Source organism: Variovorax sp. V116, assembly GCF_041154435.1.
GTDB classification, from domain to species: Bacteria; Pseudomonadota; Gammaproteobacteria; order Burkholderiales; family Burkholderiaceae_C; genus Variovorax; species Variovorax paradoxus.
The window spans coordinates 80,753-94,539 of record NZ_AP028661.1; the positions used below are offsets into that span (position 1 = coordinate 80,753).

The window sequence follows — 13,787 nt, forward strand, 5'->3', positions numbered from 1 at the left end:
ACATCAGCGCGAAGCCATGTTGCGCTTGTTCATTTGTGGCCGCCGCCGCTCGAATAGCCGCCGTAGGAGCCGCCGTAGCTGCGCGACCCGCCGGACGAGCCACCGCTGCAGGTGCTCAGGATGACCAGCAGCACGATGATGACGATCACGATGAGGATGATGGTGCCGCAGCCCAGGCCCGATGCGGCGCTGACCGGCAGCGCATCGCCGCGCGCGAACATGTCCTTCTTGTCGTCGAGCTTGAATGCGGCGGACACCAGGCCGCTGTCGAGCTTGCTGCCCGAGGACCAGGTCAGCTCGTTGGCCGAGCGCTCCATCGACAGCAGCGCGTTGCCGCTCGCGAAATCGCGGTTGAAGGTTTTCTGGCCACGCTCCACCTGCCAGTAGAACTCGCCCGCCACGTAGGTGGTCTCGGCGTTGTAGGCGTATTGCTGCGTGTAGCGCTTGCCCAGGTAGCTGGCGCTGCTGCCGTTCTCGGCCATCACCGGCGCGCCGGTGGTCGGCTTGACCATGCTCCAGCCGTCCTCGGCATCGACCAGGAAGCTGAAGCCGCGCTTCTTGTTGTACAGCAGGTATTCGTTCCAGCCAAAGTGCTCGTCGTCGCCGGGCTCCACGCCCATGCGGTGCTGGAAGCCCACCACCTGCCATTGCGCACCCTGCAGCTGGCCGGTGCTGCCGATGGGGATGAGCGGGCGCACGGGCTCGTCCTGCACCGCGTGCTTCAGCTCGCCGCCGATGCCCTGCGACAGGTCGATGATGCTGTTGCACGAGCCGCAGGTGATGCTCTTGCTGTCGGCCAGGTTGACGGTGACGGGCGCGCCGCAATTGGGGCAATTGAAGGCGCGGCCTTTTTCGTCCTTGGCGGATTCGTCGCGCAGGCCGGTGAGCTGCAGGTCCTCCAGCTGCACCGAGCGGCCCAGGTAGGCGCCCGGCGGCTCGGTGCCGTAGTCGATGCTGAGCACCAGCCCCTTGTCGCTGCGCAGCTCGACCATCGGGAAGGGGCGGCCCAGCTCGGGCAGGTGCGGCAGTTCGCCCTGGGCGGACAGCAGCGCCACCTGCTCGTTCGACGAGACGGTGTAGCTCTGGCCGTTGAATGCGCTGGTGGCACCCACGCGCAGGTCCGTGGGCGGCGGCGCGGCGCGCTGCAGCTCGAAGGGCAGCGCGAACACGTAGGCGCCGTTGTCCTCGCTCAGGATGCCGGTGCGGTCGCCGTCCAGCGCGGCGATCCACTCGGTCCAGCGCCCGCCGGGGTTGCTGTATTGCAGCCGGCCGACGATGGTGAACGGCTGGTTCTGGATGCGGCCCGCGGCAAACAGCTGCAGCGGGCTGAAGTCGTCGAACAGCTCCGCCATCTTGCCGACGCGCGCGAGCGTCTCGCCCTGGCGCACGACGGTGCTCTGGCAGTAGGGGCAAACGGCGAAGGCCGATTGCGCGGACCTGAATTCGACCGGTGCGCCGCAGCCAGGGCAGGGCGCACGGTAGGCGCGCTGGGCGCCTGCTTGCTCAGCCATTGCCGGTGCTTAGACCAGCTTCTTGAGCAGTTCCGCCTTCTTGGCGTCGAACTCTTCCTGCGTGAGGATGCCCTTGGTCTTGAGCTCGCCGAGCTTCTCGAGCGTGGTCATCACGTCGGCCGGGCTCACCACGGCCACGGCCGGCTGCTGCTGGGTTGCGGCCGCCTGTGCCGCCGCGCCCGGGCTCAGCCCTTGCGCGAGGTTCTGCGCCAGCACCTGGCCGAGCGCCACGCCGGCGCCCAGGCCCATGGCATCGCCCGCGATGCCGCTGCCGCCGCCCGCGCCTTCGGCGAACTTGGGAATGGCCTGCGCGGTCTGGTACTGCATGAACTTGCCCATGTCGTTGCCGACCATGCCCATGCCGATCTTCTGGTCGAGGATCTTCTGCAGTTCTTCGGGCAGCGAGACGTTCTGGACCGTGATGTTCTCGAGCTTGATGCCGATCTTCTCGAACTCGGGCACCAGCTGGGCCGCCAGCGCCTGGGCGAACTGGATCTGGTTGGCGGCAAGGTCGAGGAACGGCACGCCGCTGGACGCGATGGCGTTGCTGATGTTCTGCAGCACCAGCCCGCGCAGCTGGCCGTCGAGGTCGGCCACGCCGTAGATGTCGCGCGTGCCCGAGATCTCGGTGTGGAACAGCTTGGCATCGCCGATGCGGAAGCTGTAGTTGCCGAAGGCGCGCAGGCGCACGGCGCCGAAGTCCTTGTCGCGGATGGTGATGGGCTGCGGCGTGCCCCACTTCTGGTCGACCTGCTGGCGCGTGCTGAAGAAGTAGACGTCGCTCTTGAACGGGGACTCGAACAGCTTGTCCCAGTTCTTCAGGTACGTGAGCACGGGCAGCGTCTGCGTCGTGAGCTTGTACATGCCCGGGCCGAACACGTCGGCCACCTGGCCTTCGTTGACGAACACCGCCACCTGCGACTCGCGCACGGTGAGCGAGGCGCCGTTCTGGATTTCCATCTCCGCCATCGGGAAGCGCCAGGCCAGCGTGCCGTCGCCGGTCTCGGTCCACTGGATGATGTCGATGAACTGTTTCTTGATGAAATCCATCAGGGCCATGGCTGCTCCTCGTCGGTTTTTTTCCGGATTGCGCATATTGCCACATCGTCTTGACGGGTCTGCGCGCTTTCGGCAGGGCCGATCTGCGCCATGCGGCCTATGGCGCCGCGGGCCGAGGTCTACAATCGGCGCCCCCAGAAGAAGCGCCACCAGGAGCAACGGCCCATGTCCGATTCGACGATCTCATCGACCCCCACGCCCGAAGACAAGCGCGCCGAACTGCGGCGCGCCGCCCTCGAGTACCACGAGCTTCCGGTGCCGGGCAAGATTGCCATTGCCGCCACCAAGCAGATGATCAACCAGCGCGACCTGTCGCTGGCCTATTCGCCCGGCGTGGCCGCGCCCTGCGAAGAGATCGTCAAGGACCCGGCCAACGCCTTCAAGTACACGGCGCGCGGCAACCTGGTGGCGGTGATCACCAACGGCACCGCCGTGCTGGGCCTGGGCGACATCGGCCCGCTGGCCTCCAAGCCGGTGATGGAAGGCAAGGGCGTGCTGTTCAAGAAGTTCGCCGGCGTCGACGTGTTCGACATCGAGATCGACGAGAAGGACCCGGCCAGGCTGGTCGAGGTGATCGCCGCGCTGGAGCCCACCTTCGGCGCCATCAACCTGGAGGACATCAAGGCCCCCGACTGCTTCTACGTGGAGCGCGAGTTGCGCAAGCGCATGAAGATCCCCGTCTTCCACGACGACCAGCACGGCACGGCCATCACCGTGGCGGCGGCCATGCTCAACGGCCTCAAGGTGGCGGGCAAGGACATCAACGAGGTCAAGCTGGTCACCTCGGGCGCGGGCGCCGCGGCGCTGGCCTGCCTGAACCTGCTGCTCAAGGTGGGCCTCCAGCGCGAGAACGTGTTCGTGACCGACCTGGCCGGCGTGGTCTACGAAGGCCGCGAAGAGCTCATGGACGACGACAAGCGCCAGTACATGCAGAAAACCACGGCGCGCACGCTGGCCGAGGTGATCGAGGGCGCCGACGTGTTCCTGGGCCTGTCGGCCGGCGGTGTGCTCAAGCCCGCCATGGTGGCCAAGATGGCGCCCAAGCCCGTGATCTTCGCGCTGGCCAACCCGAACCCGGAAATCGCTCCCGAGGACGCCCATGCGGTGCGCCCCGACGTGATCATGGCCACCGGCCGCACCGACTACCCGAACCAGGTCAACAACGTCCTGTGCTTCCCGTACATCTTCCGCGGCGCGCTCGATTCGGGCGCCACCACGATCACCGACGAGATGGAAATTGCCGCGGTGCGCGCGATTGCCGATCTCGCCCAGGCCGAGCAGAGCGAGCGCGTCGCGGCCGCCTACGTCGGCGAAAAGCTGACTTTCGGGCCTGAATACCTGATTCCGAAGCCCTTCGATCCGCGCCTCATGATGAAGATCGCGCCCGCGGTGGCCAAGGCCGCCGAGGAAAGCGGCGTGGCCTCGCGCCCGATCAAGGACATGGACGCCTACCGCGACCGCCTGCAGAGCTTCGTCTACGCCTCGGGCACCACGATGAAGCCGATCTTCGACGCCGCCAAGCGGGCGCAGAAGAAGCGCGTGGCCTATTGCGAGGGCGAGGAAGAGCGCGTGCTGCGCGCCGCCCAGATCGTGGTCGACGAAGGCATTGCGCGCCCCACGCTGATCGGCCGCCCGGCCATCATCGCGCAGCGCATCGAGAAGTTCGGCCTGCGGCTGAAGGAAGAGCTCGACTACGACGTGGTCAACGTCGAGCAGGACCACCGCTACCGCGACTTCTGGCAGACCTACCACCGCATGACCGAGCGCAAGGGCCAGACGGTGCAGACCGCCAAGATCGAGATGCGCCGCCGCCTGACGCTGATCGGCGCCATGCTGCTGCACAAGGACGAGGTCGACGGCATGATCTGCGGCACCTGGGGCACCACGCTGATCCACCTGCACTACATCGACCAGGTGATCGGCAAGCGCCCCGGCGGCTGCGAAAGCACGCCGCAGGACGTGCCGGTGTACGCCTGCATGAACGGCCTGCTCTTGCCTGACCGCCAGGTGTTCCTGGTCGACACCCACGTCAACTACGACCCCTCGCCCGAGGAACTGGCCGAGATCACGACCATGGCGGCCGAGGAAATGATGCGCTTCGGCCTCAAGCCCAAGGCCGCGCTGCTGTCGCACTCCAACTTCGGCACCAGCAACGAGCCCAGCGCGGTCAAGATGCGCAAGACGCTCGACCTCTTGCGCGTGCAGGCGCCCTGGCTCGAGGTGGACGGCGAAATGCACGGCGACGTGGCGCTCGACAGCAAGCAGCGCGCGATCGTCATGCCGCACAGCGCGCTGGCGGGCGACGCCAACCTGCTGGTTTTCCCGAACATCGACGCGGCCAATATTTCCTACAACCTGCTCAAGACCGCGGCCGGCGGCAATATCGCGATCGGCCCGGTGCTGCTCGGAGCCGCCAAACCTGTGCATATTCTCACGGCCAGCGCAACAGTTCGGCGCATCGTGAACATGACAGCCTTGACAGTCGCCGACGCAAACGCAGAGCGATAAGCCATTTGGCGAGAGTGGCCGCCAACTTAAAGCGCCACTCGATCCCCTTGCGACTGCTCAAACTTTGGGCAGTCGCTTGCTATTTTCGCCAGCGTGGTGCACACTCGCGGGCTTGAATTTGCGGGTTAACCCCAGGGTTGGCTGCCAATTCGGAACCCCGCTCTTTTCTTGTGGTGCCCCATGGCGGCTTACGCCTCGATCACGTCCTCTGTCACTAAGTTTGCGCTCACCGGCTTGATGCTGGTGGCATTGGCGACGGGGGCCGAGGCCCGCGGATGGTTCGGCACCGGAAAGCCCGCCCAGGAATCGATTGCACTGTCCGAACTGCCGGTTCAGGGCCAGCGAACCTACGAAGCCATCCTGAGTGGCGGCCCCTTCCGATTCGAAAAGGACGGCACGGTATTTGGCAACCGCGAGCGTCTTTTGCCGCCCGCGCGGCGCGGTCACTACCGCGAGTACACGGTGGCAACGCCCGGCTCGCGCGATCGCGGTGCACGGCGCATTGTCTGCGGCGGAGAACAGCGCACCACACCCGAGGCCTGCTGGTACACGGCAGACCACTACGCGAGTTTCAGACGGATTGCACCATGAGCGATGACAGCGACTTGAGCGGCGCCCCGAAGCGCCCCGAAGAAATGATGATGACTATGGAAAGACCAGCGGAGATGACTTTATCCCTTCGTGCCGTACGCCCGAACATCGTGCAGTCGATTCGTGCGTTCCGCGTGAACGACCTGCAGGAAGCCGCCAACGCCGCGGGCCAGCACTTCCTGTACGCCAATCTGGGGAACGCCCAGACCAAGCAGGACGTTCTGGACCTGATCGCCCAGCAGTTCACCTTTCCGGCGCATTTCGGCAAGAATTTCGACGCGCTGTACGACTGCATGACCGACCCGTTGCATAAATCGGGCCCGCAGCCCGGCTTCGTGATCGTGCTCGAGCAGATCCCGGCCAACGCCAAGTTCGACAAGGAAGCGCGCGAGCAGCTGCTCGACATCTTCCGCGATGCCTCCGATTACTGGGGAGACCGGAAAGTCCCGTTCCGCTGCTTCTATTCTTTTCTGTAGCCCGTTCTGCACACACCAGCCAAGCAGAACGGGCGAACGAGGCTCAGCCGAACGGCGCAGCACTCGATGGCATCGAAATCAACGGCAACACCGCCAATGCGGCAGCCGGCACGGAACCCGAAGGCGAAAAGATGCCGACCGACAAACTGGTCGACGTCTCGCCGCTCGCATTGCGCATGAGCAGCCCCTTCAACGCGGGCTACTGGCTCGCGGCGGCCTGAACGAGCCCACCCCCGAAGCGGCTCGCTTCGTGTAGCCGCCTCCCCCTCGAGGGGGCAACACCTGCGGCCCGGCGAAGCCGGTTCCGCGGTGTTCACGAATCAAAGCCAAAAGCCCGCCTTTGCCAAGGCGGGCTTTTTTATGGGCTTGGCGGGACCGCTTGGGCCAGGGCCACGTACTCAGCCACCGGCACTTCCTCGGCCCTGCGCTGGGCATCGAACTGGCCTGCGAAGCCGTGCTCGTCGAGCCACTTGCCCAGTGTGTGCCGCATGATCTTGCGGCGCTGGCTGAAGGCCACCTGCACGATCTCGCCCAGGCGGGCGGCATCCACGGCCGGCGGCTCGGCCAGCGGCACCATGCGCACCACGGCGCTGTCGACGCGCGGCGGCGGATCGAAGCTCTCGGGCGGCACGAACAGCACGTTTTCCATCCTGTAGCGCCACTGCAGCATCACGCTCAGGCGGCTGTAGTCGGAGGTGGCGGGCCGCGCGACCATGCGGTCGATCACTTCCTTCTGCAGCATGAAGTGCTGGTCGGCGATCAGGTGCGCGAAGCCCAGCAGATGGAACAGGATCGGCGTGGAGATGTTGTAGGGCAGGTTGCCCACCACGCGCAGCGGCGCCGCGAACCTGGCGGCCAGCGCGGCGAAATCGACCTTGAGCACGTCGGACTCGATGACCTCGAGCTGCAGATGCTCGCGCAGCCGCTTGGCCAGGTCGCGGTCGAGCTCGATGACCGTCAGGCGCCCGAGCCGCTCGACCAGCGGCTGGGTGAGCGCCGCCAGGCCCGGACCGATCTCGACCATGGCGTCGCCGGGCTGCGGCGCGATCTCCTGCACGATGGCATCGATGATGCCGCCGTCGGACAGGAAGTGCTGCCCGAACCGCTTCCTGGCGATGTGTGCCATCAGGACTGGGGCGGCTCGCGGTATTCGACGTAGGCGCGCGCGCGCGTTTCCTGCACCCACGTGCTGAAGGCTTCCTCGACCCGCTGCTCGCGCAGCACGGCCCGCGCGGCTTCGCGCTGCTCGGCCTGCGTGAGCTTGGATTCGCGCCGGCCGACCACCTGGATCAGGTGCACGCCGAAGCGCGAGACCACCGGGTCGCTGATCTGGCCCGGCGCCAGGCGGTCCATGGCTTCCTCGAACTCGGGCACGAACTGGCCCGGGCGCGACCAGCCCAGGTCGCCGCCCTCCTTGGCGCTGGCGTCCTGCGAGTTGTCGCGCGCGAGGCCGGCGAAGTCGGCCGTGCGGGCCTGCAGGCGGCGCTTGAATTCCGCGAGCTGCGCCACGGCCTGGGCGGTGGTGCGCTTCGGGTCGTTGAGCAGCAGGATGTGGCGCACCTGCGTCTGGGTCACGGTGGCGTCGGTGGCGCCGAGCTGGGCCTTGGCCAGCACCTTGAGCACGTGGAAGCCCGCACCCGAGCGGATCGGGCCGGCAATGCCGTTGACCGGCGTCGACTGCGTGGCTTCGACGAACAGCGATGGATAGCGGTCGGCGGTGCGCATGCCGACGGCGCCACCGTTGGCGCGGTCCGGCGAATCGGAGTTCTCCTGCACCAGCTTGGCGAAGTCTTCGCCGGCGCGGGCGCGCTGCGCGAGGCCCTGGGCCCGCTGCTGCAAGGTGGCGACCTGCGCCTCGGTGGCGTTCTCGGGCACGGCGACCAGCAGGTGCGCGAGGTTGATGTTCTGCAGCGCCGCGTCCTTGGTGGGGGCGTTGCGCTGGTCGCGCAGGTATTCGTCGGCCTCGGCGTCGCTGATCTTGACCTTGGACTCGACCTCGCGGTCGCGCAGGCGCGTGAGCAGCAGCTGGTCGCGCAGGTCGTTGCGGAATTCGCGCTGCGAAATGCCCTCGGCCACCACGCGGCGGCGCAGCTCCTCGACGCTGATCTGGTTCTGCCGCGCCACGGTCTGCTCGGCCTGGTCGATGGCGACCTCGTCCACCTTGATGCCGTTTTCCTTGGCCAGCTGGAGCTGTGCGCGCTCGGAGATCAGGCGTTCGAGCACCAGGCGCGTGAGCTCGGCGCGCGGCACGCGCTCGGCTTCGGCGTTTTCGCGGATCAGGCGCGTGACGCGCGACTGCACCTCGGTGTTGGTGATGGGCTCGGAATTGACCAGTGCGACGATGTATTCGGCCGCGCGCTGCACCGGCGCGGCGGTGGAAGGCGCGGTGCGCGGCGCCGGCGGCGCCAGCCGGGGACCGGCGCGCATGATGTCGGTGATGCCGCTGCCGCCACCGGGACGCAGGCCTTGCGCGCCCGAGGCCGCGGCCAGTGCCGCGAGGCAGCCCAGGGTCAGGATGGAACGGATGTGTTTCATGGCGTTGCTCAATCGTCTCAGTCGTAATTGGTGAAGCGGCTCGGCCCTTCGGTGGGCTGGCGAAGGGGCTGGTAGCGCTGGATGTTGGTCCGCAAGGTCTGCATCGGGCTCGACCCGATGCTGGAGAACCCGACGAATTCGAGCTGGAACATGATGCGGGTGTTGGCCGTCACCGTGCCGGTCGTGATGCGCTGCAGCACCACGCGCCCGATCCAGCAGCAGCCGTCGTACTCGAAGCCCAGCACGCCGTCCGTGAGTTTCTTGTCCTGCAGGCTGTAGTTGAGCCGGCCGACCGCGTACCACCGCCCGCCGCCCTGGCCCTTGCCCGGGCCGAGGTCCTTGCCCTTGTCGCCCCACAGGTCGTTGAGCGGCCATTGCCAGCCCACGTCGAAGGACTTGTTGCCGTCGGTGGCAAGGGGCGTGGTGGGCGCCTGGTAGCGGAAGGCCGCGCTCAGGTTGCGGTAGGGCCCTGGGTTGTAGCGCGCGGTGATGGCCGAGCGGTCCGACTTGTGCGTGTCGGGGTTGTACTGGACGACCGTGTCCAGGCTCCACTTGGGCGTCCAGTTGATCTGGGCACCCAGCAGCAGGTCGCTCGCGCGGTCGGTCACCGGCGTGCCGCCCGGCAGCGTGACCTTCTGGTCGCTGAAGCGCAGCCGCTGCGCAATGCCGAAGCGCGCCGCCTCGACGCCGGTGTCGGGGTCGATCAGGCGCGAGGTGACGCCGAGCGTGAGCGTGTTGGTGTCGGAGATGCGGTCGTTACCCGAGAAGGCGTTCTCGGTGTAGATGGTCGCAAAGCTGAAATCGTTGGCCGCCGAATCGTAGTTCGGCAGCATGCTCTGGTTGCGGAACGGCGTGTAGACGTAGTAGGCGCGCGGCTCCAGCGTCTGGCGGAAGGCGCGGCCGAAGTAGTTCGCGTCGCGCTCGAAGATCAGGCCGCTGTCGAGGCTGAAGGTCGGCACCGTCCGGTTGCTCGAGGTCGGGAAGAAATACAGCGAGTTCGGGTTGTAGGGCACGCCGTTGACGTACTGGGTTCCGTTGACGGTGAGCCTCGGAACGTCGGACTGCGGCAGGTAGTAGTTGTATGAAGCCGTGTTCAGCTGCAGCTTGGGGATGACGAAGGAGCTCGGCGTGATGAACGGCCGGCTGATGGTGGCAATGGCCAGGGCGCGGTCGCCGTCGGGCTGCGACTGCTGGTTGATGTCGAAGCCCGGCTGGCCGGCCAGGATGGTGTTGACGCGAAAGCGCGTGTAGTCCAGGTTCAGCGAAACGTCGAAGCCGTGCCAGTCGTACTTGTTGTAGTTGGCCGTGATCTGCGGCATCCGGTCATAGGACGGCACGATCGGCGACAGGCTGTATTGCAGCGTCTGGTAGCGCAGCGCCCGGATGCCGCCGCTCCAGTCGCCCTTGCTCCAGTTGAGCGAGGCGTCGTTCGTCAGCTGGCGCTGCGCCAGGGTGGGCGTGCGCGTGAAGTCGCGCCAGTAGTCGTTGTCGCTGACGCGGTTGATGTTGATGTTGGCCGAGAGCGAATCGAGCCCCAGCGCCTTCGCGTTGAAATCCTGGTGGTGGTTGGCCCAGATGCCCCAGCGCTTGCTGCTGGGCGGCGCGCCGAAATTCAGGGCCGAGGCCTGGATTTCCCCGTTGGCGAGCTGCTGCAGCTGCGCCGCGCGCGTTTCGTTGTAGCGCTGGCCCACGAGGCGGTCGCTGCCCATCAGGTCCAGGCGGATGCTGCCGCTGTATTCCTTCTCGAGGTAGCGGAATTCCGAGCCCAGGTTGAGGCCGCGCTTGCTCATCAGCGTGGGCGTGAAGGTGGCGTCGCGGTTGGGCGCGATGTTCCAGTAGTACGGCTGCGAGATCTCGATGCCGTTGGTGTTGTCGATGCCGATCGTGGGCGGCAGCAGGCCGCTCTTGCGCTCGTTCGACAGCGGAAAGCTCACGCTCGGCAGCGGCGGCGTGCTGATGCCCATGAAGCTCAGCCGCGCGTCGGTGGCCACGCCGACGTTTTCCTCGGTGTCGGTGGTCAGCGTGGCTGCAGACAGCAGCCAGGCCGGCATCCAGCCCGGAAAGTCCTCGCGGCGGCAGGTGGTGTAGGTGGCGGTGCGGGCCACCGACACGTTGCTGTCGACGAAATCGATGCGCTGCGCCTCGCCATGTCCGCCGGTGGCAAGGAAGGAATAGCGCACGTTGTTGAAGAAGCCCTCGAAGGTCTCGAGCTTGAGCTCGAGCTCGGGGCCTTCGTACACATTGCCGGCCTGGTTGACGCGCACGTTGCCGCGCGCCCTGGCGCGGTCGTCGGGCTGGTAGTACTCGAGCCGGTCGGCGGTGATGGCGACTTCGCCGCGGCGCAGCGTGGCATGGCCTTCGACCACGGTTTCGAGATCCTGGCGGCCCGACAGGCGGTCGCCGGTGATCAGGCTGGGCAACTGGCTGCGCTCGGCGGGCGGCTGCGTTTCGGTCAGCTGCGGCGTGCGCTTGAGCGTGAGCGGGCCATCGAGGCCCCCGGCCGGCTGGGCCGAGGCGCCGTGCGCATGCAGCAGCGCCAGCGACAACAGGGCCAATGGCAGGGGCGGGCCGGAACGCCGCAAGGCAACGCGCCGCCTCATCAGGCCTCCCGCCGCATCGTTCCGGAGAAGGTCCGCAGTCTTCCTGGGGAGGGCTGCGAGTGCACAGGGTGCCAAGCGTGGGGGCTTTGGGTCGTAGGCATCGGTCAGGAACGAAGGATCGTCGGGAGGACGGCGCGGCAGGCCGGCAGGTTGCAGGAGCCGGCGGCAACTCTGTTCGACCAGGGAGGACCGCAGGAGTTGCCGCGCCAGGCGGATTTGTAGAATCGATTATCCATGACAGCACCCCCGCTCCCGGCCTCCGAGCCCACACCCTCCGCCACGGCCATTCTCTGGGCAGATCCGCAGCGGGCTGCGGCGTTCCAGAACTGGCTGGCCGGCATCGGCGCCGCGCACGGCCTGCGGCCCGAGACGGTGCGCCTTGCATCCGCCGATGCGAGCTTTCGCCGCTACTTCCGCATCGACGCCACGGGGAGCGCCGCCAGCCGCATCGTGATGGATGCGCCGCCCGACAAGGAGAACAGCGAGCCCTTCGTGCAGGTCGCCCGCCTGATGGCCGAGGCCGGCGTGACCGCGCCGCAGGTGCTCGAGTGGGACCGGACCCACGGCTTCCTGCTGCTCGACGACCTGGGCCGCGAGACCATGCTCGACGTGATCGATCCGGCCCGGCCCGACGCCAGCCGCCCGCTCTACGACCAGGCGATTGATGCGCTGATCCGCTGGCAGCTGGCCTCCAGGCCAGGCGTGCTGCCGCCCTACGACAGGGCGCTGCTCGAGCGCGAACTGGCGCTTTTTCCCGAGTGGTACATCGGGCGGCATCGCGGCATCGCGGTGGAGGGCCAGCTCAAGGAGCGGCTGGAACGCAGCTTCAGGCTGATCGTCGAGAGCAACCTGGCCTCGCCGAGCGTCTACGTGCACCGCGACTTCATGCCGCGCAACCTGATGGTCAATGTGGCCCCCACGCTCGGCACTGGCGTGTCCTCGCTGCCCCCCGAGGGGGCGCTCGCCGCCTCGGGGCGGCCCGGCGGCGGCTCGGCCCCCACGCTCGGCACTGGCGTGTCCTCGCTGCCCCCCGAGGGGGCGCTCGCCGCCTTGGGGCGGCCCGGCGGCGGCTCGGCCCCCGATCTCGGCGTGCTCGACTTCCAGGACGCGGTCTACGGCCCGATCACCTACGACATCGCCAGCCTGATGCGCGACGCCTTCCTGAGCTGGGACGAGGAATTCGTGCTCGACGTCACCATTCGTTACTGGGAAGCCGCGCGCAAGGCCAAGCTGCCGGTCGATGCCGATTTCGGCGCGTTCTACCGCTCGGTCGAATGGATGGGGCTGCAGCGCCACCTCAAGGTGGCCGGCATCTTCGCCCGCCTCACGCTGCGCGACGGCAAGCCGCGCTATTTGGCGGACACGCCGCGCTTCATCGCCTACATCCGCTCCACCGCCAGCCGCTACATGGAGCTCACGCCGCTGCTGCGGGTGATCGACGAGATCGAAGGCACGTCGGCGCTGACCGGCTTCGCCTACGGCAGGGTCTAGGGCCTGTTGACGCTATGCAAGGGGTCGCGAAGCTCGCCACAGCCCGCCCATCAAGGCGCGCGACGCCGTGCGTGCGTCCGCACGCACAAGGAACGCAACGCCGAGGGGCGGGCTGTGGCGAGCTTCCCTTCGGGTTGCCTCGCCAAAGGGCCGTCTGCGGCGTTGCCCGCGCTTGCAAGGCGCGAGCCTTGCTGCGCCCAGGCGCCTTGCATCCAGCCCTTTGGCGAAGCAACGCGATCCCCTTGCATAGCGTCAACAGGCCCTGAATGCCCCGTTTCCACTGTCCGGTGCCCTTGACCGCGGACGCCTCGCTCGAACTGCCTCCCGGCCCCGCGCGCCACGTCCAGGTGCTGCGCATGCAGCCCGGCGATGCGCTCACCTTGTTCGACGGCTCGGGCGGCGAATATGCGGCAACCGTGGAGCGCATGGGGCGCAGCGATGTGTCGGTGACGATCGGCGCCCATGCACCGGCCGAGCGCGAGGCCGTGCGCTCGGTGCACCTGGCCGTCGGCATGCCGGCCAACGAGCGCATGGACTGGCTGGTCGAAAAAGCCACCGAACTGGGCGTCGCGAGCATCCAGCCGCTGGCCACGGCCCACGGCGTGCTGCGCCTTTCGGGCGAGCGCGCCGAGAAGAAGAGGGCGCATTGGGAAGCGATTGCGATTGCCGCCTGCGAGCAATGCGGCCGCAACCGCGTGCCGCGGATCCATCCGGTGCGGCCGTTCTCGGGCCCCTCGGCCTGGATCGGCGCGCATGCGGGCGAGGCCCCGCTGCGCCTTGTCCTGAGCCTGGCCGAAGGCACGCGGCGCCTGGCCGATGCCACCGCCTCGGCGCCGGCCGATCGCAGCGTGCTGGTGCTGAGCGGCCCCGAGGGCGGCCTGAGCAGCGCCGAAGAGCAGGAAGCACTGGCCTGCGGCTTTGCGCCGGTCACGCTCGGGCCGCGCGTGCTGCGCGCCGAAACCGCGGCGCTGGCCGCGCTGGTATTGCTCGCGGGCCCTTGAGCGGCGCTTCCGCCA

Annotated in this window: 10 protein-coding genes; 5 read left to right on the forward strand and 5 right to left on the reverse strand. The window is 67.6% G+C overall.

Translation table 11 applies throughout. From position 1 onward, the window contains the following. Nucleotides 1-29 precede the first annotated feature (29 nt). Complete coding sequence (locus ACAM58_RS00415; RefSeq protein ID WP_369663867.1) at nucleotides 30-1,511, reverse strand: DUF4178 domain-containing protein; 1,482 nt, start codon at nucleotides 1,509-1,511, stop codon at nucleotides 30-32. A gap of 9 nt (nucleotides 1,512-1,520) precedes the next feature. Beyond that, a complete protein-coding gene (locus ACAM58_RS00420) occupies nucleotides 1,521-2,570 on the reverse strand; it encodes an SPFH domain-containing protein (RefSeq protein WP_015868008.1) in 1,050 nt (349 codons plus the stop codon). Nucleotides 2,571-2,735: 165 nt separating this feature from the next. Between ACAM58_RS00420 and ACAM58_RS00425 the strand changes: the two genes are divergently transcribed. From ACAM58_RS00425 to ACAM58_RS00435, 3 genes are all read left to right on the forward strand, one after another. After that, nucleotides 2,736-5,078, forward strand: coding sequence for an NADP-dependent malic enzyme (locus ACAM58_RS00425; RefSeq protein ID WP_369663868.1), 2,343 nt, complete (start codon nucleotides 2,736-2,738; stop codon nucleotides 5,076-5,078). 180 nt (nucleotides 5,079-5,258) lie between these two features. Continuing rightward, nucleotides 5,259-5,669, forward strand: a complete 411-nt coding sequence (locus ACAM58_RS00430; protein ID WP_015868010.1) for a ribonuclease domain-containing protein — start codon at nucleotides 5,259-5,261, stop codon at nucleotides 5,667-5,669. A gap of 44 nt (nucleotides 5,670-5,713) precedes the next feature. Further along, nucleotides 5,714-6,145, forward strand: a complete 432-nt coding sequence (locus ACAM58_RS00435; protein ID WP_369664516.1) for a barstar family protein — start codon at nucleotides 5,714-5,716, stop codon at nucleotides 6,143-6,145. A gap of 358 nt (nucleotides 6,146-6,503) precedes the next feature. Here the strand turns inward: ACAM58_RS00435 and rsmA are convergent, their stop codons facing one another. The 3 genes from rsmA to ACAM58_RS00450 are packed head-to-tail and all read right to left on the reverse strand — an operon-like array spanning nucleotide 6,504 to nucleotide 11,280. Then, nucleotides 6,504-7,271: a 16S rRNA (adenine(1518)-N(6)/adenine(1519)-N(6))-dimethyltransferase RsmA gene (gene rsmA, locus ACAM58_RS00440; protein WP_369663869.1), complete on the reverse strand. Its 768-nt coding sequence runs from the start codon at nucleotides 7,269-7,271 to the stop codon at nucleotides 6,504-6,506. Next, nucleotides 7,271-8,680, reverse strand: a complete 1,410-nt coding sequence (locus ACAM58_RS00445) for a peptidylprolyl isomerase (RefSeq protein WP_015868013.1) — start codon at nucleotides 8,678-8,680, stop codon at nucleotides 7,271-7,273. The genes rsmA and ACAM58_RS00445 overlap by 1 nt, the downstream gene beginning before the upstream one ends. A gap of 17 nt (nucleotides 8,681-8,697) precedes the next feature. Beyond that, on the reverse strand, nucleotides 8,698-11,280 hold the full coding sequence (locus ACAM58_RS00450; protein WP_369663870.1) for an LPS-assembly protein LptD: 2,583 nt from the start codon (nucleotides 11,278-11,280) through the stop codon (nucleotides 8,698-8,700). 234 nt (nucleotides 11,281-11,514) lie between these two features. Between ACAM58_RS00450 and ACAM58_RS00455 the strand changes: the two genes are divergently transcribed. Next, a complete protein-coding gene (locus tag ACAM58_RS00455) occupies nucleotides 11,515-12,771 on the forward strand; it encodes an aminoglycoside phosphotransferase family protein (protein WP_369663871.1) in 1,257 nt (418 codons plus the stop codon). A gap of 266 nt (nucleotides 12,772-13,037) precedes the next feature. Next, a complete protein-coding gene (locus tag ACAM58_RS00460; protein WP_369663872.1) occupies nucleotides 13,038-13,772 on the forward strand; it encodes a 16S rRNA (uracil(1498)-N(3))-methyltransferase in 735 nt (244 codons plus the stop codon). Nucleotides 13,773-13,787 lie beyond the last annotated feature (15 nt).

Coding starts and splice junctions, on each gene's coding strand:
- rsmA (WP_369663869.1), bottom strand. CDS start 7,271: ATGGCACACATCGCCAGGAAGCGGTTCGGGCAGCACTTCCTGTCCGAC.
- ACAM58_RS00445 (WP_015868013.1), bottom strand. CDS start 8,680: ATGAAACACATCCGTTCCATCCTGACCCTGGGCTGCCTCGCGGCACTG.
- ACAM58_RS00435 (WP_369664516.1), top strand. CDS start 5,714: ATGATGATGACTATGGAAAGACCAGCGGAGATGACTTTATCCCTTCGT.
- ACAM58_RS00415 (WP_369663867.1), bottom strand. CDS start 1,511: ATGGCTGAGCAAGCAGGCGCCCAGCGCGCCTACCGTGCGCCCTGCCCT.
- ACAM58_RS00460 (WP_369663872.1), top strand. CDS start 13,038: ATGCCCCGTTTCCACTGTCCGGTGCCCTTGACCGCGGACGCCTCGCTC.
- ACAM58_RS00455 (WP_369663871.1), top strand. CDS start 11,515: ATGACAGCACCCCCGCTCCCGGCCTCCGAGCCCACACCCTCCGCCACG.
- ACAM58_RS00430 (WP_015868010.1), top strand. CDS start 5,259: ATGGCGGCTTACGCCTCGATCACGTCCTCTGTCACTAAGTTTGCGCTC.
- ACAM58_RS00450 (WP_369663870.1), bottom strand. CDS start 11,280: ATGAGGCGGCGCGTTGCCTTGCGGCGTTCCGGCCCGCCCCTGCCATTG.
- ACAM58_RS00425 (WP_369663868.1), top strand. CDS start 2,736: ATGTCCGATTCGACGATCTCATCGACCCCCACGCCCGAAGACAAGCGC.
- ACAM58_RS00420 (WP_015868008.1), bottom strand. CDS start 2,570: ATGGCCCTGATGGATTTCATCAAGAAACAGTTCATCGACATCATCCAG.